This is a genomic window from Nocardia sp. JW2 (assembly GCF_051843015.1).
In the GTDB taxonomy this organism is placed as follows: domain Bacteria; phylum Actinomycetota; class Actinomycetes; order Mycobacteriales; family Mycobacteriaceae; genus Nocardia; species Nocardia coubleae.
In genome coordinates this window covers 146,647-163,760 of record NZ_JBPXLK010000007.1, presented here as the reverse complement: position 1 = coordinate 163,760, position 17,114 = coordinate 146,647, and the positions used below count along the sequence as shown (strand labels likewise).

At 66.1% G+C, this 17,114-nt stretch carries 16 protein-coding genes; 12 read left to right on the top strand and 4 right to left on the bottom strand.

The genetic code is table 11. From position 1 onward, the window contains the following. Positions 1–8 precede the first annotated feature (8 nt). Together ACSVDM_RS13010 and ACSVDM_RS13005 are read left to right on the top strand one after the other, a co-directional pair. On the top strand, positions 9–764 hold the full coding sequence (locus ACSVDM_RS13010; protein WP_439264988.1) for a glycosyltransferase family A protein: 756 nt from the start codon (positions 9–11) through the stop codon (positions 762–764). Next, on the top strand, positions 761–2,287 hold the full coding sequence (locus tag ACSVDM_RS13005; protein ID WP_439264986.1) for a class I adenylate-forming enzyme family protein: 1,527 nt from the start codon (positions 761–763) through the stop codon (positions 2,285–2,287). The genes ACSVDM_RS13010 and ACSVDM_RS13005 overlap by 4 nt, the downstream gene beginning before the upstream one ends. Before the next feature lie 241 nt (positions 2,288–2,528). On the opposite strand, the gene ACSVDM_RS13000 is transcribed toward ACSVDM_RS13005, so the two are convergent. Continuing rightward, on the bottom strand, positions 2,529–3,803 hold the full coding sequence (locus tag ACSVDM_RS13000; RefSeq protein ID WP_439264984.1) for a phthiocerol/phthiodiolone dimycocerosyl transferase family protein: 1,275 nt from the start codon (positions 3,801–3,803) through the stop codon (positions 2,529–2,531). Between the two features lie 199 nt (positions 3,804–4,002). On the opposite strand from ACSVDM_RS13000, the gene ACSVDM_RS12995 reads away from it, so the two are divergent. The 3 genes from ACSVDM_RS12995 to ACSVDM_RS12985 all read left to right on the top strand — a co-directional run bounded on the left by ACSVDM_RS12995 (position 4,003) and on the right by ACSVDM_RS12985 (position 5,444). Further along, on the top strand, positions 4,003–4,722 hold the full coding sequence (locus ACSVDM_RS12995; protein WP_439264982.1) for a DUF4352 domain-containing protein: 720 nt from the start codon (positions 4,003–4,005) through the stop codon (positions 4,720–4,722). 123 nt (positions 4,723–4,845) lie between these two features. Next, positions 4,846–5,124 carry a hypothetical protein gene (locus ACSVDM_RS12990; RefSeq protein ID WP_067491422.1) on the top strand — a complete coding sequence of 93 codons (279 nt, stop codon included), beginning with the start codon at positions 4,846–4,848 and terminating at the stop codon, positions 5,122–5,124. Beyond that, positions 5,121–5,444, top strand: a complete 324-nt coding sequence (locus ACSVDM_RS12985) for a hypothetical protein (RefSeq protein ID WP_067637425.1) — start codon at positions 5,121–5,123, stop codon at positions 5,442–5,444. Before ACSVDM_RS12990 ends, ACSVDM_RS12985 begins: the two co-directional genes overlap by 4 nt. Before the next feature lie 7 nt (positions 5,445–5,451). Here ACSVDM_RS12985 and ACSVDM_RS12980 read toward each other — a convergent pair whose 3' ends face one another. Together ACSVDM_RS12980 and ACSVDM_RS12975 are read right to left on the bottom strand one after the other, a co-directional pair. Next, a complete protein-coding gene (locus tag ACSVDM_RS12980) occupies positions 5,452–5,871 on the bottom strand; it encodes a type II toxin-antitoxin system VapC family toxin (RefSeq protein ID WP_439264979.1) in 420 nt (139 codons plus the stop codon). Then, positions 5,868–6,134, bottom strand: coding sequence for a hypothetical protein (locus ACSVDM_RS12975; protein ID WP_439264977.1), 267 nt, complete (start codon positions 6,132–6,134; stop codon positions 5,868–5,870). The genes ACSVDM_RS12980 and ACSVDM_RS12975 overlap by 4 nt, the downstream gene beginning before the upstream one ends. Positions 6,135–6,316: 182 nt before the next feature. On the opposite strand from ACSVDM_RS12975, the gene ACSVDM_RS12970 reads away from it, so the two are divergent. Together ACSVDM_RS12970 and ACSVDM_RS12965 are read left to right on the top strand one after the other, a co-directional pair. Beyond that, positions 6,317–7,066, top strand: a complete 750-nt coding sequence (locus ACSVDM_RS12970) for a peptidase inhibitor family I36 protein (RefSeq protein WP_439264975.1) — start codon at positions 6,317–6,319, stop codon at positions 7,064–7,066. Between the two features lie 287 nt (positions 7,067–7,353). Next, positions 7,354–7,965, top strand: a complete 612-nt coding sequence (locus tag ACSVDM_RS12965; protein WP_439264974.1) for a Uma2 family endonuclease — start codon at positions 7,354–7,356, stop codon at positions 7,963–7,965. Between the two features lie 53 nt (positions 7,966–8,018). On the opposite strand, the gene secA is transcribed toward ACSVDM_RS12965, so the two are convergent. Beyond that, positions 8,019–10,820, bottom strand: coding sequence for a preprotein translocase subunit SecA (secA, locus tag ACSVDM_RS12960; protein ID WP_439264972.1), 2,802 nt, complete (start codon positions 10,818–10,820; stop codon positions 8,019–8,021). A gap of 262 nt (positions 10,821–11,082) precedes the next feature. Between secA and ACSVDM_RS12955 the strand changes: the two genes are divergently transcribed. The 5 genes from ACSVDM_RS12955 (at position 11,083) to ACSVDM_RS12935 (ending at position 17,096) form a co-directional block, all read left to right on the top strand. Then, positions 11,083–12,492 (top strand): WS/DGAT/MGAT family O-acyltransferase, encoded by a 1,410-nt coding sequence (locus ACSVDM_RS12955; RefSeq protein WP_439264970.1) that lies wholly within the window; start codon positions 11,083–11,085, stop codon positions 12,490–12,492. A gap of 10 nt (positions 12,493–12,502) precedes the next feature. Next, positions 12,503–13,054: a DUF6912 family protein gene (locus tag ACSVDM_RS12950; RefSeq protein ID WP_439265110.1), complete on the top strand. Its 552-nt coding sequence runs from the start codon at positions 12,503–12,505 to the stop codon at positions 13,052–13,054. Positions 13,055–13,133: 79 nt separating this feature from the next. Next, entirely contained in the window at positions 13,134–14,264 is a 1,131-nt protein-coding gene (locus ACSVDM_RS12945; protein WP_067637443.1) for a ferredoxin reductase, read from the top strand. 161 nt (positions 14,265–14,425) lie between these two features. Further along, complete coding sequence (locus ACSVDM_RS12940) at positions 14,426–15,760, top strand: fatty acid desaturase family protein (protein WP_067637445.1); 1,335 nt, start codon at positions 14,426–14,428, stop codon at positions 15,758–15,760. Positions 15,761–15,854: 94 nt separating this feature from the next. Continuing rightward, positions 15,855–17,096 (top strand): fatty acid desaturase family protein, encoded by a 1,242-nt coding sequence (locus tag ACSVDM_RS12935; protein ID WP_439264968.1) that lies wholly within the window; start codon positions 15,855–15,857, stop codon positions 17,094–17,096. Positions 17,097–17,114 lie beyond the last annotated feature (18 nt).

Below are 17,114 nucleotides of genomic sequence, written 5' to 3'. Positions count from 1 at the left end.
CGGCGCCCGTGAGAAAGCCGCTGTGGGTGGTGATCCCCGCGTTCGACGAGGAACGCGGGATCGAGGCGACGCTGGAAGCTCTTGCCGCCCAACGCGACACCGATTTCACGGTGGTCGTCGTGGACAACAATTCCACCGATCGCACCGTCGAGGTGGTGCGTAAATTCGCCGCGGCGAACCCGATTCCGGTGATCGAGGTGATCGACGAGGCGCAGAAGGGCACCGGCGCGGCGGCCGACACCGGTATGCGGTACGCCATCGCACAGGGCGCGCAACTGCTGGCCCGCACCGACGCCGACTGCCTGCCCGCGCCGGACTGGACCCAGCGGATCCGCGCCGGCTTCGACTCCGGTCTGCGCCTGGTGAGCGGGCAGCTGATTCCCCGGACCGACGAGGGGGTTTCCTGGCGGGACCGCACGATCATCCGCGTCGCGCTCGAGGTGGCGTCGCTGTTCGGGAAGGTGCGCTCGGGTAATCGTGATCCGAGATATCTCGGACCGTACGTGATGACACCGGGGTGCAATATGGCCATCACCGCCGAACTCTATTCGGCCGCAGGCGGATTCCCGCGTACCGCCATCGAGGACCTGCACGAGGACCGTGCCCTCGTGAACGCGGTACGCACCATCACCACCGATTACGGGCTGCGCCGTGACGTGCGGGTGTACGGGTCGAACCGACGGGTGCGCGCGTGGGGTATTCGCAAGACGCTGGCCTGGTACGCCGATCACCGGTACCGGCCCGAGGTGGTCGACATCCGGTGAGCTCGTTGTTTCCCGATTTCCTCGACCGTCTCGCCACCCATGCCACCCGTATTCCGGACGCCTCGGCACTCGGAACCGTCGGCAAGCGGGCGCTCACCTATCGCGAGCTGGTCGACACGATCGGCCGGGTGGCACACAATCTGCGGGTCGCCGGGTTGCGGCCGGGTGATCGGATGCTGTTCTCGATCCGGCCGTCGGTGAGTTCGGTCGGCTTGATCTTCGGCACCATCGCCGCGGGCGGGACGATTGTGTTCGTGGATCCCGGCGTGGGGCCGGAGTTGTTCGCCAAGCGCATCGCACTGGTCGAACCACGCTGGGCGGCAACGGAATCGCTGCTCTATGCGGTGAGCGGGCCGCTGGCCGGATTCGGGCGCAAGCGTGGGTTGACCTTGCCCCGGTTCAGTGAGCTCGAGGTTCGGCACCTGCACAGCGGGGTGTGGTTGCCCGGCACACCCATGCGATCCCTACCGCTGCGCCGCGTATTCGGTGACGCACCGGATTCGTCTCTGCCTCAGGGTGATCCGGAAGCGGAGGCATTGATCGTCTTCACCTCTGGCACCACCGACGAGCCGAAAGCCGTTGTGCATACCCGTGCTTCGCTCAGCGCCGGGCTGGCAGCGATGGGTGGGCAGACCAGCCTCGCGCCCGGTGCGTTCCTGCACACCGAACAGCTCATGATGGGTCTGCCCGCGCTGATGTCGGGTGCGCGCTGGGCCATGCCGAAGTATCCCCGTTTCGGCACCCACATCGATCCTGTGCGGTTCACCCGCGACCTGCGCAGCGCCACCCACGCCTTCTACACACCCGCCGATCTCGCTGTGGCCCTCGATGCGCTGGAGGCGGGACGGGTCGTCCCACCGCAGTACCTGCGTCAGGTCGCGCTCGGTGGTGCGCCGGTGACGGCCGCGCTGCTGGGTCGAGCACAGAAGTCGTTGCCCGACACCGAGTTTCTCGCCGTCTACGGCATGACCGAGATCTTGCCCGTCGCGGTCGCCACCGGCGCCGACAAGCTCGCGCACGACGGTGACCTGCTCGGCACGCCTGTTCGCGGGGTCCGGGCACGCATCGCCGACGACGGCGAACTCGTCCTGAGCGGACCGAACCTGTGCCGCGGCTACCTCGGTTCCGCACCGCTGACCGAGATCGCGACCGGTGACCTCGCCCGCTTCGACGGCACCCGCCTCGTCCTCACCGGACGCAAAAAGGACATGATGATCCGGGGCAAGACCAACATCTACCCCGGACTCTACGAACCGGCGATCGCCGGCGTCGACGGGGTGCGCGAGGCCGTGCTGGTCGGGCTGCCCGACGAGATCGGCGACGAACGCATCGTCCTCGCGATCGTCGCCGAGCCCGGCGCGGGCGATGTGGTCGACCGCCTCCGCGCCGTCTTACCGCAGCTCATCGACACCTCCGCCCTGCCGGACGACATCGTGGTCGTCGACCGCATCCCGGTAACCGGGCGTACGAGCAAACCCGACCGAAACGCTCTGCGGGAGATGGTGCGCGCCGTTCTGCACTAGGTGGATCCGCAACGCTCCGCGTATGCCGCGCAGGAGCGGAATACCCGCGTATTGGTTGCCGTCGAATCCAGCGAGGGTTCCTCATCACCCGCAACGGCAAGCCGGTCGCCGAACTCGGGCCGGTGGCAGAACTCGCACGCACCAGCCGGGGATTGCCTCTCATCGGAGATGAAAAGCGGCGCGCCGACCTCGACGAGGTGATCGAGCAATTCGACGCCTGGCGGGTGCGGGGAGGCAGCCGTTACGGTGCGGCGGCGGCGATCATGGTGTCGGCCAGGGTTTCGATTGTTGTTCGGGGGAGCATGGTGTCGACGTAGCAGAAGGTGATCGACATGGTGTTGTCGAAGGTCGCTACGCCTACTGTGAGGGCGCTGGCGCAGGAGTTGGTTCCCGCCACCGTGACGTCGGTGATGTGCAGGGGCTCAGGGGTTTTCGGTGGGGTGACCAGGCCGAGGTTGCTGAGGGTGACGTTCCAGGGGGCGCGGCGGTCGATGAGTTCGATGGTGCGCCTGCCTGATTCGAGGGTGCGAGGGCAGCCGTAGCGGATGGCCGCCAATGAGCGGAGATCGGCGTGGCGGGTGATTCCCCTGTCCAGCTGCGCTTTTGCCGATCGTGCGGCGTCGGGCAAATCGGCACCGAAGGGGACGAAGGTGGGGACTACGGCGGTGAACATGCCTGGTTCGTCCTCGGCGGGAGGGGGATTCAGGCGGGTGCGGATGTCGACGGGGATGCCGATGCCCACCGTGCCGGTCTCTTTCGGGGCAAAGCCGCCGATCGCCTCGGCCAGCGCAGCTGCCAACAGTGCGTTGACAGTGACACTTTCGCGTTGACAGCGGGCGCGCAGCGCAGTGAGCCTCTCCCCTGCGATCATGCGCACGACCGTGCGGGTGCGGCGTACCGGCAGTGGTGGCGGACAGCCGGGCAGGCTCACCGCGCGCCGGGTGAAGGCGGTGAGCTGGGCGGACATATTCGTCCACACGCAGCGCGACATCCGGGTCTGCGCGGGCGGGATGAGATCATCCGGCGCCGGAATCGCCGGGCGGGCGGTGACCACCGGTTGGGCACCGAAGGCGTAGGCGAGCAGTCGCCAGACGAGCGCGACCATCGAACGCCCGTCGAGATAGACATGCGAGAACACCACGATCAGATCGTGCTGCTCGTCGTCGGTGCCCGGTCGAAACGCGAGATCGATGATCCGACCCGGCGCGGTCGCCAAGTCGACAGGCGTCGCGAGCTGAGTGTCGAACACGGTGCGCCAGTCATCGAGGCCGGCGACGATGCGATGCAACACCGGCAGATGCGGGTCCGCCGACGCGACAAAACACGGCCCCTCCCCCACCACCGACCGCAACAACGGAAACTCCGCGACAAGCGCTTCGGCCGCGAACTCCAGCCGATAAGCCCCGATCGGCCCCCACACCCGAATCCGCACCACACAATTCGCGGGCGACAACTGATCCACCAACCAGAACCACCGCTCCGACGCCGACAACGCACGCTCCACCGCCACCCGCATCGCCCGAGCGTACGACGCCACCCGCTGCTCAGGGCCGTGTTGACCGACGGCGCCGAAGTCCGGGCGCAGGTCTGCGTTATCCCTAGAACTTCCATTCGGAGCTGAATCGAAACGCTCGACGGGAGGATCCGCTGAAAGAATTTCCTGATCAAGCTGTAGAAATTCCAGTGCGACTATCACCGAACCGAGGTGTTTGGACATGTCGAATCCACAAGATCCATCGCATGATCAACCGCACGGCGAGCAACCACCGCACGGACAGCCCCACTACGGCGGCGGGCCGGGATACGGCGGGCAGCCGGGATATGGCGGGCAGCCTGGTTACGGTGGGCAGCCGGGATACGGCGGCCAACCGCCGTACGGCGCGCAACCGTATCCGCCGCAACCACCGAAGAAGAAAAGCAAAGTGTGGTTGTGGGTACTGCTCGGTGTGCTTGCCCTTGTCCTGGTTGTGTGCGGCGGTTGTTTCGCGCTTCTCGACAACGCCAGTGACGACACCACCAACAGCTCCGATCGGGCGTCGTCGGCCGCTCCGGTGGGCTCGGAGGTCAGGGACGGCAAGTTCGCTTTCATTGTCACCCAGGTCGACCCGCCGGTGGCCACCGTCGGCGACAACGAATACACCAAACAGACCGCGCAGGGTGAGTACATTCTCGTGCACGTCGACGTCACCAATATCGGCGACGAAGCGCAGTCCTACTTCGGGGAGAACCAGAAGCTCATCGACAGCGCCGGCAAGGAATACTCCAACGACACCGGCGCCGAGTTGGCCATCAACCCCGATCTGACCTCGGAGATCAATCCGGGTAACAAGAAGTCGGTCATCATCGCCTTCGACGTCCCCGCGGGGACCGATCCCGCGGCCCTCGTATTGCACGACTCCATGTTCTCGAACGGTGCGCGCGTGGCCTTGAAATAGGCCGGAACGCACGCACCGCCACCCGCATCGGCCCCGCGCGCACGAAGCGTGCGGGGCCGATGCGGGTGGCGGTTCGATACACAGCTCTTTCACAGTCCGTTACTACGTGCGTATTATGGACTTATGGGTTTCGAGTGGCCTGATTGGGCGATCGCTCACCTGATCGGCATCGAACCCAGCGAGGTTCGGCAGGTCCTCGCAGCGTCACGACGGTGGCCGCGCCCGGCCTTCGACGGCCAGGTGACCGTCTTGACGGTGTGGGGGCGCACCACGGCCGGGCGGCCGTTGATCGTGGTCACACGGCAGCGCGACGACTGGACGTGGGTGATCATCGGCGCACGGACGATGCGTGCCGAGGAGCTGGCGCAATTCGAGCAGTGGGAAAGTGGGAATCCATCATGAGCGATCAGGACTTTCCGTCCAGCCGAGAGGAACTCGCCGATTTCATGGACCGGCTGAGTTTCTCCGACGAGCCTGCCGACGCGCCACCCCGACTGCCGGCCAACGAGGACATCATGGTGACCACCTCGATCCGGTTACCGCTCGGCCTGCACTCCCGCCTCAAGGATCTGGCCGACGAACGGCGCGTCGGAGTATCGACGCTACTGCGCGAATGGGCCGAGGCCGCCGTCGCCGAAATCGACGACGAAGACCACATGATCTCCCTGGCCGAAGCCAAACGCGCCCTCTCCCGAGTCCACCCCATCCACCGAGCCAGCTGAACGCCCCCTACTGGATCGGCGCAGTATTCGCGGCCGTCAACACGCGCACCGAGCAGGTGATGCCCGGCTCGTTCGCCAGCCTCGAATCGGTGGTGAGCAGATCGCAACCATATGCCTCGGCCGCGGCGACATAGGCGGCGTCGTAGGCGGTCAGATTGTCGTGCAGTGCCCAGATTCTCGGGACGAGTACACGCGTGACCGGAACTTCGGGGTCGAGTTTTTCCAACGCGGTGACAGCGCGAGCGGCCTGCCCGGTGGTGATGGTGCCCGCGCGGACGAAACGGCGGATGACGGACAGAACCTCGACAGTCCAATGCTGGGGGGCGATCCAGCGATTGTCGGCTTCCAGGGCATCGCGGCAGACCGTACCGAGTGGGTCGGGGTTCAGGAGCGCGTGAACGAAGACCGAAGCGTCGACCACGATCACTCGCGAACTCCTGGACCGTCCAACGCCGAGTCCCGCTCGGCGCGTTCATCGTCCAAGGCCACTAGGACGTCCTGAGCAGTGAACGCGACATCCCAGGTGGCCGGACTGAACTGCTTGAGCACCGCGATGTTGTCCTGACGCCGGGCTTCATCGCGCACCAGGTCGAAAAGGAATGCCTGCAAAGACTGCCCTCGCTGGCGAGCCAACGCGACCAACTGATCCCGCAGCGGTTCGGGAACGTCGCGAATCTGCAAGGCAACCATGCATGCGATTGTACATGCATGATCGGGTTGTGGCGATGCGCTCGTGATGGACACTGACACGGGCGCCGCCGTGATAGCCGAGAAGTTCGTTGTGCTGAGCAATCGAAACCACGCCCGAACGCGGGTTCCGTTGCGGGCGGAACCGGCTGCGCGAGGGCGGTTTCCGGGCGCATTCTGACGCCGTGCGGACAGTGTTCACGGTGATACTCGCGGTGCTTGTCGGGTTCGGTGTGGTGGCGTGCGACCACGAGAAGGCGACCGAGACGGCACAGGATGTCGTGTGCGAGATGGTGGTTCCGGTCGTCGAGGTCATCGCGCTGAAACTGCGGGCGGGGGTGACGGTGACGGCGGCGCTGGTGACGGCGGCTACCGGGATCGCGCTGAGCGCGGCCTGTGAGTACGTGATCGACCGGCTCGGTGCGGCGCCCGACGAGGAACACACCGTCGAGCTCGAAAGCGGAAATGGCAGCGAGACAACGACAGTCAGCGCCAAGACGTTCACCAGCGTCACCGAGGACTGGTGCAACAAGACCGGCGGCTGCACCGGCTTCGACCGCTGCCCCACTTCATATGTGTGCGTCTTCACCGGGCACGAAGGCGCGGGCAAGATGTCGCTGTTCAAGATCGGCTCGCCCGACCTGAGCGGCCAGCACATCGACGCCGCCGCCGTCTCGGTGTTCAACCGCACCGGCAAGACGGTCACCCTGTTCGACACCGCAGGACACGAAGGTGACAGCTACACCATCGCGGTGTCGACCAAGGGAAATCTGCCCGAGGAATGGCAGGGGCGGGCCAGGTCGCTGACGGTGGGACCGGTACCGACCACCACCTCGAAGAAGACCACCACGACAACCGCACCGGTCCCGACGAGCACGACCCGCAAGCCGACGACCACCACGTCGACCGTGACCACCGCCGCCCCACCCTCCTGACCGAGTGCATTGCCTTTCTCACCTCGCAGCGAGAACAACGGTTTCGGAGCCGATGCGTTCGAGCACGTGCTGCTGCGCGAACTCGCGGACTTCAGGATCGGTGAAATGGCGGAGTCGCGCCTGCACCGCGTGATTGGGCTGTGGCGTCGACGAGGACGGGCAGCTGGCGGTCGGCTTCACCACTGCGCGATATGGGCGCCGCCCGTCGGTTCGTTTGCGCCCATCATGCAACTGCCGAGCCGGCAGCGGTAGTCTCGTACGCGCCTGCGACAAGGAGGAGTTGACCAATGACCGCAGTGCATCCGGAGGAACCGCAGCGGATCACCGCCGAAGAGTTCCTCGGGTCCGAGCCAGACGCCCTGAGCAGCACATTCGGCGATTTCGAGATCGTCGACGGACTCGTTGTTCGGGCGATGGCGCAGAGCGAGGCGCACAGCAGGGTGGTGCGCAGGTTGGCCGCTGCTCTCGAAGATGCGCGTGACCCGGCTGGCCCATGCCTTCGGGTTGCCTCCGATGTCGCTGTACGTTTCGCAGATGCTGAGGACGGAGCAGCGGATCGCCGCCTCAATGTGCGGTACCCCGATATCTTTGTGCGCGATTGTGAACCGTACGACGTCAATTCGGTGCGTAGCCATATCGCCTTGGTTGTCGAGGTCGCCTCGCGCGCGACGGTGGACAGCGACACCGGGATCAAGCGACAAATGTATGCCCGGGCGGGAATTCCGGTCTATCTGATCGTGCATTTCGACAAGAGCTGGGAATCCATCGATCGGATCGAGGAGTATCGGCTCGATTGGTCGGGGATGCGGTACATGCCGCATCGGGTTCACCGCACCGCGTTGGTTCTCGACAATCCGGTGACGTTGGCAATCACCTTCGACGCGTTGGATCGTCCGTAGGAATACAACGAAGGCCCCCACGGAAACCGTGGGAGCCTTCGTTGTTCAAGAGGTCAGCGGCGACGCTTGCCCTTGGTTTCGGTGCGGGCGGCCTCGCGGCGTTCGCGGCGGGTGCCGGTGGACTGGCGGCCGCCGTATTCCTGGGCGTCGGAGTGGGATTCGGCGCGGCCGTCCTCGGCGGGGCCCGAGTAGTTCAGGCCGCGCGGGGTGGACTCGTCGATTCCCTTGGCGCGCAGGGCGGGCGGGGCCTGGTTCTGCGGGGCGGCGTCCTGGGGGCGGGGGGCCCCCACCGGGGAACGCAGGCCCTTGTCGATGGAGACGCCTTCGGGCTGGGGCTGCTGGACCTCGACCTGCAGGTTGAACAGGAAGCCGACCGACTCCTCCTTCAGGCCTTCCAGCATGGCGGCGAACATGTCGAAGCCCTCGCGCTGGTACTCGACCAGCGGGTCACGCTGGGCCATCGCGCGCAGGCCGATGCCCTCCTTGAGGTAATCCATCTCGTAGAGGTGCTCACGCCACTTGCGGTCGAGGACCGAGAGCAGGACCTGGCGTTCCAGGTTGCGCATGGCGCCCTCGCCGGCGAGGCCGTCGATTTCCTGTTCACGCTTCTCGTAGGCGTTGTGCGCGTCCTCGAGCAGGGCTTCACGCAGTTCGTCGCGGGTCAGTTCGCCCGCCTCGCCGGTGGCGGTCTCGCCCGCCAGCTCCTTGTAGTCCAGGCTCACCGGGTACAGCGTCTTCAACGCGGTCCACAGCTTCTCCAGGTCCCAGTCCTCGACGTAACCCTCGGCGGTCGCGCCGTCGACGTAGGCGGTGATCACGTCGGTGATCATGTTCTGGACCTGACCCTCCATGTCCTCGCCACGCAGGATCCGGTTGCGCTCGCCGTAGATGACGGTGCGCTGCTGGTTCATCACCTCGTCGTACTTCAGAACGTTCTTGCGGATCTCGAAGTTCTGCTGCTCGACCTGGGTCTGGGCGCTCTTGATGGCCTTGGAGACCATCTTCGCCTCGATCGGCACGTCGTCGGGCAGGTTCAGGCGGTTCATGATCGCCTCGAGCGCGGCGCCGTTGAAGCGGCGCATCAGCTCGTCACCCAGCGACAGGTAGAACCGCGACTCGCCCGGGTCGCCCTGACGACCGGAACGACCACGCAGCTGGTTGTCGATACGGCGCGACTCGTGCCGCTCGGTGCCGAGCACGTACAGGCCGCCGGCCTCGCGCACCGTCTCGGCGTCTTCCTCGGTCTGCTTCTTCACCTGCTCGAGCGCCGAATGCCAGGCGGCCTCGTACTCGTCGGGTGTGGTGACCGGGTCGAGGCCCTGCTTGCGCAGCAGGATGTCGGCGATGATGTCGGCGTTGCCGCCGAGCACGATGTCGGTACCACGACCGGCCATGTTGGTCGCCACGGTGACCGCGCCGGGCCGACCGGCCTCGGCGATGATCTGGGCTTCCTGCTCGTGGAACTTCGCGTTCAGAACGCTGTGTGCCACACCGCGTTTGGTGAACTGCTTGGACAGGTACTCCGAGCGCTCCACGCTGGTGGTACCGATCAGGACCGGCTGCCCCTTCTCGTGACGTTCCACCACGTCGTCGACGACGGCGTTGAACTTGGCCTCTTCCGACTTGTAGATCAGGTCGGCCTGGTCCTTGCGGATCATCGGCTTGTTCGTCGGGATGGGCACCACGCCGAGGCCGTAGATCGAGTGCAACTCGGCGGCCTCGGTCTCGGCGGTACCGGTCATACCGGACAGCTTGTTGTAGAGGCGGAAGTAGTTCTGCAGGGTGATCGTGGCCAGGGTCTGGTTCTCCGGCTGGATCTCGACCTTCTCCTTGGCCTCGATCGCCTGGTGCATGCCCTCGTTGTAGCGGCGCCCGACCAGGATGCGGCCGGTGAACTCGTCGACGATGATGACCTCACCGTCGCGCACGATGTAGTCCTTGTCGCGCTGGTAGAGCTCCTTGGCCTTGATGGCGTTGTTCAGGTAGCTCACCAGCGGCGAGTTCGCGGCCTCGTAGAGGTTGTCGATGCCGAGCTGGTCCTCGACGAACTCCACGCCCGCCTCGTGCACACCGATGGTGCGCTTCTTGATGTCCACCTCGTAGTGGACGTCCTTCTTCAGCAGCGGCGCGATGCGCGCGAACTCGGCGTACCACTTGGAGGAGGCGTCGGCCGGACCCGAGATGATGAGCGGGGTACGGGCCTCGTCGATGAGGATGGAGTCGACCTCGTCGACCACGGCGAAGTTGTGCCCGCGCTGGACCAGATCGTCCAGCGAGTGGGTCATGTTGTCACGCAGGTAGTCGAAGCCGAACTCGTTGTTCGTGCCGTAGGTGATGTCGGCGGCGTAGGCCACGCGGCGCTCGGCCGGGGTCATGCCACCGAGGATCACGCCGACCTCGAGACCGAGGAAGCGGTGCACACGGCCCATCCACTCGGCGTCGCGCTTGGCGAGGTAGTCGTTGACGGTGACCACGTGCACACCGTCGCCGGAGATGGCGTTCAGGTAGGCGGGCAGCACACAGGTGAGGGTCTTGCCCTCACCGGTCTTCATCTCCGAGATGTTGCCGAGGTGCAGCGACGCGCCACCCATGATCTGCACCTTGTAGTGCTTCTGGTTCAGCACGCGCCACGAGGCTTCGCGGGCCACCGCGAACGCCTCGAGCAGCAGGTCATCGAGGGTTTCCCCCGCGGCGTAGCGCTCACGGAACTCGTCGGTCTTGGCGCGCAGTTCCTCGTCGGTCAACGCCTCGATCTCGTCGCCGTACGCGATGACCTCATCGGCGAGGTTCGACAGCCGCTTGACCATGCGGCCTTCACCAATCCGTAGCAACCTCGTCAGTGTCAGCGCAGGCACGGGTCTCGTCAGTCCTCTGGTCGGAGTCGGGTTCGGGCTAGTGAGCCACAGTGTTGTGGCAATGGTAGTCCGCAGACCACCGTACCCGGCCGCACGTACCGATGCCCGGTGTACCGGGTGCTCACATCCGCCCAGGTCACGGCATTCGGTGAGGCGCCTTGCCCGGCATCACGATTCACCTACTGTGCCGTAGGATGTAGCCGGTGCCCGATCTGCGCCGGGAAGGCGCGCGAAGCGTGCAACGGAAGGAGCATCGGAGCGCGTGATCACGAGATTGACGCCGCAGGACGCGGCGTTCTACCGGCTCGAGTCGAGCAGTAATCCAATTCATATCGGCTCTCTCGCGATCCTCCAGAACTCCTCCGGCGACGGCTCCGGCCAGGTCCTCGACTACGAACAGCTCATCGAGCTGGTCGAATCCCGGCTGCCGCTGGTTCCCCGCTACCGCCGCAAAGTCCGCGAGATACCGCTCGCGCTCGGTCGTCCGGTGTGGGTGGAGGACAGCCGTTTCGACATCAGCTATCACATCCGCCGCTCCGCGCTGCCCGCCCCCGGCACCGACGAACAGCTCTACGACCTGGTCGCCCGGCTCGCCTCCCGGCCGCTGGACCAGGGCAGGCCGCTGTGGGAGATGTACCTCATCGAAGGGCTGTCCGACGGGCGAAGCGCGGTGTTCACCAAATCGCATTCGGCGCTCGTCGACGGTGACACCGCCCTCGAGATCGGGCACGTGATCCTCGACAACAACCCCCTGCCACGCGAACTGGCCGACGACGCCTGGCGCGCACCACGCGAACCGACCGATGTGGAACTGCTCGCCGGCGCGCTGTCGCAACTGGCCGCGCAACCACGCGAGGCCTACTCGGCGGTGCGCGACGCGGGCTCGAGCGCGTTCGGGGTGGTACGCGGCGCCCGGATGGCGGTGCACGCCGCGGCCAATGCCGTCCGCGCGGCCACCTCGGGTGCACCCGACAGCCCGCTCAACGCCCGCACCTCGCGCAGCCGCCGCTTCGATGTGGTGCGCACAGACCTCGAGGACTACCGCAAGATCCGCAGGCACTTCGACTGCTCGATCAACGACACCGTGCTCGCTGTCGTCACCGGCGCCCTGCGCAATTGGCTGCTCTCGCGCAACGAGGCACTCGTCGAATCGACGAATCTGCGTGCGGTGGTGCCGATGTCGGTGTACGTCGACGGCGACAACCAGCTGACACCGGCCAGCGAGGTGTCCTCGTTCCTCATCGATCTGCCGGTGGGCGAACCGAATCCGACGATGCGGCTCTCGCACATCTCGCACGCCACCGAGGCAGCGGGCAGGCAGCGTCGCGGTGTACGGGCGCGCACCCTCGTGCACCTGGCCGGTTTCGCACCGGCCAGCCTGCACGCGATGAGTGTGCGGGCGGCCAGTACCTTCGCCGACAACACCTTCAACCTGGTGATCACCAACGCGCCGGGCCCCCAGACCGCGATGTACATCGGCGGTGCGCGCATGCTGGAGATGTATCCGGTGTCGCCGCTGCTACGCAATCAGACCCTGAGCTTCGGGCTCACCTCGTACGACGGTCAGGTTTTCTACGGACTCAACGCCGACCGCGACGCCATGGCCGATCTCGACGTCCTCGCGGCGTCGGTGCACGAATCGATGGAGGAGTTGCTCGGTGCCTGTCTCTGAGAACGCCAAGATGCGCGTCTACATCCCGGCGACGATCCCGATGCTGCGGCAGCTGGTCGACGAGCGCGAACTGTTCCCGCTCGGCGCGACCGCGTTCGCGGTGACGCCCGCACTGCGCGAGGCCTACGCCGCGGGCGACGACGACGAACTCGCCGAGGTGGCGATGTCGGAGGCCGCGCGCGCCTCGCTGCGGCTGATCGCCGCCGAACGCGACGGACTCGACGACGCCGACGACGACACCACCGCACCGGACGAGGTCGCCACCCCGGGCAGCCCGACCTACCGGCGCTGCGTGATCGCCGCCGACGTCACCGGCGCGAAACTGCGCCCCGACCTCGACGACGCGGTGGTCAAACTGGCCGGGCCGATCACCTACGACCAGGTGGCCTCGGTGCACGTCGACCTGGCCGAAGCCGAACCCCAGGTGGCCAAGGCCGTCGACGTGATCGATGTCGCCGACATGGGCGACCCGGACGCCGAGTTCGTCCTCGGCGACGCCGAAGACCACCAGCTGGCCTGGTACGCCACCCAAGAACTGCCCTTCCTCCTGGATCTGCTCTAGAACCTACGATGCCGTAACCTTGCTGCGAGTGAGCCACCGCGGGTGGCTGGGATGCGCGACAGGGAGTAACGGCGAAGCAATGGTCCTGAACAAGTTCCGGGAATGGCTCGAGGCACCGGCGGCGCAGGTCGCCGATCGCGGCGGCAAGCTGAACGTGCTACGCGGCGCGGTCGCCCGGGTGACCACACCCCTGCTGCCCGACGACTACCTGCACCTGGCCAATCCGCTGTGGTCGGCGCGGGAACTGCGTGGGCGCATCGTCGACGTGCGCAAGGAGACGGCCGACTCGGCGACGCTGGTCATCAAGCCGGGCTGGGGTTTCGACTTCAAGTATCAGCCGGGTCAGTACATCGGCATCGGTATCCTCATCGACGGCCGCTGGAACTGGCGTTCCTACTCGCTGACCTGCCCGCCGGACTGGACCGGCGAGGGCGGCAAGCGGCTCATCTCCATCGCCGTGAAGGCCATGCCCGAAGGCAAACTGTCCAGCCACCTCGTCAACGGGGTCGCCGCGGGCACCATCGTCCGGCTCGCCGCACCGCAGGGCGGGTTCGTGCTGCCCCAGCCGGTGCCCGAGAAGGTGCTGTTCCTCACCGCGGGCAGTGGCATCACCCCGGTGATGTCGATGCTGCGCACCATGGACCGCCGCGACGGTGTGCACGACGTGGTGCACGTGCACTCGGCGCCGACCGACGCCGACGTGATGTTCGGCGCCGAACTGCGCGCCCTGCACGACAAGCACCCGAGCTTCGTCTCGCACCTGCAGCTCACCGACGAACAGGGCCTGTTCGCGCTGTCGAGCCTCGACGAGCTCTACCCCGACTGGCGCGAGCGCGAGACGTGGGCGTGCGGTCCCGCGCCCATGCTCGACGCCATCGAAGCGCACTGGAAGGCCGCGGGCATCCCGGAGAAGCTGCACGTCGAGCGTTTCGAGGTGGAACGGTCCGCGGTCGGCGAGGGCGGCACGGTGACCTTCGGCACCACCGGACGCACCCTGACCGTCGACGGCGCGACGAGCCTGCTCGAGGCAGGCGAGTCGGTTGGCGTGCAGCTGCCGTTCGGCTGCCGGATGGGAATCTGCCAGACCTGCGTGGTCACGCTGTCGGCCGGACACGCCCGCGACCTGCGCAACGGTGACGAACGCCAGCCGGGCGACAAGGTTCAGACCTGTATCTCCGCCGCGGCGGGTGACTGCACACTCGACATCTGATCCCACCGTCACGCTTCGGTTACGGGTATCCTCGAATCATGCGCCGGTCATATGACTGACCGGCAGCGGCTGGTCTCGGCAGTGACGCCGTAGCGTCACCGCCGGGCCCCTCGTGTGTGGACCGAGCGTGCAGGCCGTCAACCGAACAAGAGAGGACCCCGGTGGCCATCACCGATATCCAGGCCTTCGCCCATCTGACGGCGGCCGACATCGAGACCCTGGGCAAAGAACTCGACTCGATCCGACGATCTGTCGAAACCTCGCGCGGTGAGCGCGACGCCAAATACATCCGCCGCACCATCGCCGCCCAGCGCGCCCTCGAGGTCGCGGGCCGCGCGGTGCTGTTCGGCAGCCGCAACCGCTGGGCGTGGCTCGGTGGCACCGCGTTGCTGTCGGTCGCCAAGATCATCGAGAACATGGAGCTCGGGCACAACGTCAGCCACGGGCAGTGGGATTGGATGAACGATCCCGAAATCCACTCCACCACCTGGGAATGGGATCAGACGGGTCCGTCGGCGCAGTGGCGGCGCGCGCACAACTACTCCCATCACACCTACACCAACGTGCTCGGCAAGGACGAGGACCTGGGTTTCGGCATCCTGCGGATGACCCGCGACGAGGCGTGGGAACCCAAGCACCTCGTGCAGCCCGCCGCGAACCTGCTGCTGGCCGCCACCTTCGAGTGGGGCATCGCCCTGCACGACCTGGGGATCGAGAAGGAACTCGCGGGCGTACCGACCAAGCAGCTGCTGTCGGAGCCGAACAAGGACTTCGCGCGCAAGGCGGGCCGCCAGGTGGTGAAGGACTTCGTCCTGTTCCCGGCACTCACCGGTCCGGCCTGGAAGTCGACGCTCAAGGCCAACACCACCGCCAACCTGGTGCGCAATCTGTGGGCCTACGCCGTGATCTTCTGCGGGCACTTCCCCGACGGCGCCGAGAAATTCACCATCGAACAGCTCGACGGGGAAACCCAGGGCGAGTGGTACCTGCGGCAGATGCTCGGTAGCGCCAACTTCAAGGCGGGCCCGGTCATGGCGTTCATGAGCGGCAACCTCTGCTACCAGATCGAGCATCACCTGTTCCCCGACCTGCCGAGCAATCGGTACCCGGAGGTCGCCGCGCAGGTGCGTCAGCTCTGCGACAAGTACGACCTGCCCTACACCACCGGTTCGCTCGGCAAGCAGTACCTGCTGGCCTTCCGCACGATCCACAAGCTCGCGCTGCCCGACCGCTTCCTCAAGCGCACCGCCGACGACGCGCCCGAGACGTCGTCGGAGCGCAAGTTCCACGGCATCTCGTTGCCGGAGGCGCTGCGCGTCGACCCGGAGACCGGCAAGCGCCTCGGCCTGCGTTCGGCACTGCACGACGCGAAGGTGAGCCTCGAGGCGAAGGCGCGGCACGAGCAGGAAGTGCTGCGCGAGGCCAAGGTGGCGCTCAAGAAGCGGGCCCGGCAGGAGAAGGCCGCGCTGCGGAAGAGGGCGCGCGGTCTCAGATAACATCTGAGTCTCGATTTCGCAATAGGACACATCCCACAATCCATCGCGGAAATCACCAACCTACGCTCTCGTAACCTACGGTACTGTAACCGCCATGGCGATCTCGGATGTCAAGGAATACGCGCACCTCACCGCCGCGGATGTCGAAGCTCTCGGTGCGGAGTTCGACGCGATCCGCCGCGAAATCGAATCTTCGCGAGGCGAAGCCGACGCCCGGTATATCCGCAACGTCATCCGGTTACAGCGAGCCCTGGAGATCAGCGGCCGCACTGTTCTGTTCGCCAGCTTCCTGCCCCCGGCCTGGCTGGCCGGCGTCGCCCTGCTCGGCACTGCCAAGATCATCGAAAACATGGAGATCGGGCACAACGTCATGCACGGGCAGTGGGACTGGATGAACGATCCGGAGATCCACTCCACGTCCTGGGAGTGGGACAACGCGGGCCCGTCGGCGCACTGGAAGATCACCCACAACTTCCTGCACCACAAGTACACCAACGTCCTGGGCATGGACGACGACATCGGCTACGGCCTGCTGCGCGTCACCCGCGACCAGCGCTGGATGCCGTTCTACCTGGGCAACCCGATCTACAACTTCCTGCTGCAGGCGCTGTTCGAGTACGGCGTCGCGATCCAGCACCTCGAGCTGGGCAAGGTGGCGAAGAAGAAGTGGGACAAGGATTCCCCGGAGTGGAAGCAGTTCGACGCCGACCGCAAGCTGGTGCTCAAGAAGATCGGTAAGCAGGCCGCCAAGGACTATGTGATCTTCCCGCTGCTCACCGGGCCGTCGTTCTTCTCCACCCTCACCGCCAACTTCGCCGCCAATGTGGTGCGCAATGTGTGGACCAACGCGGTGATCTTCTGCGGGCACTTCCCCGACGGCGCCGAGAAGTTCACCAAGGCCGACATCGAGAACGAGACCAAGGGCGAGTGGTACCTGCGCCAGATGCTCGGCAGCGCCAACATCAGCGGCGGTCCGGTCATGCACTTCATGACCGGCAACCTCAGCCACCAGATCGAACACCACCTGTTCCCCGACCTGCCGAGCAACCGCTACGCCGCGATCGCGGTGCGGGTGCGCGAGCTGGCCGACAAGTACGACCTGCCCTACACCACCGGGTCGCTGCCGGTGCAGTACTTCAAGTCGTGGCGCACGATCCTCAAGCTGTCGCTGCCCAACAAGTACCTGCGCCACACCACCGACGACGCTCCGGAAACCAAGTCGGAGCGCCTGTTCGAGGGCAAGGCCGTGGCGACGATCGATCCGGTGACCGGTCGCAGGCGTGGGTTGCGCACCGCGCTGGCCGCCGGACGACGGATGGCGCGTAGGTCGGCCTGACCGCGCAATGCCACACTG